Raw genomic sequence first — 686 nt, forward strand, 5'->3', positions numbered from 1 at the left:
CTTCGTGACGGCTGCGGACGCCACGCCGCGGCTGCTGCCGACCGGCGCCGCGGAGCGCTTCCAGCTCGGTGCGCAGCAGGTCCGCGACGCGTGGACACCGGCGACCCGTGGCGTGTTGCTGGCCTCGCCGAGCAACCCCACCGGCACCTCCATTGCGCCCGAGGTGCTGGCCGACATCGCCGGCTTCGTGCGTGAGCGCGGTGGCGTCACGGTGGTTGACGAGATCTATCTGCCGCTCAGCTACGAGGAGCACTTCGGCCACAGCGCGCTCGCGTTGGGCGAGGACATCATCTCGGTCAACAGCTTCTCCAAGTACTTCGGCATGACGGGTTGGCGCCTAGGCTGGCTGGTGTTGCCCCCTGATCTCGTGCCCGCCATCGAGCGGCTGGCCCAGAACCTCTATATCTGCCCGTCCACGCTGGCGCAGATGGCGGCGCTGGCGGCCTTCGAGCCCGCCTCCATCGCCGAGTTCGAACGCCGCCGTGCGGTACTGCGCGAGCGCCGCAACTACATCGTGCCCGCGCTCAACGCCCTGGGCTTGAATGTGCCGGTGCCCCCGGACGGCGCCTTCTACGCCTGGATGGATGTCAGCCGCCATCACGCCGACAGCTGGGCCTTCGCTCACGAACTGCTGCAGAGTGCCCAGGTGGCGCTGACACCAGGCCGCGACTTCGGCCTGACCGATC

General features: G+C 69.1%; 1 protein-coding gene. It reads left to right on the forward strand.

Annotation, left to right across the window (positions count from 1 at the left end; genetic code table 11):
- The coding region (locus AC1DU6_RS34110; protein ID WP_477862850.1) for an aminotransferase class I/II-fold pyridoxal phosphate-dependent enzyme at positions 1-686 on the forward strand (686 nt) is incomplete at both ends.

The organism is Roseateles sp. P5_B10 (assembly GCF_056400485.1).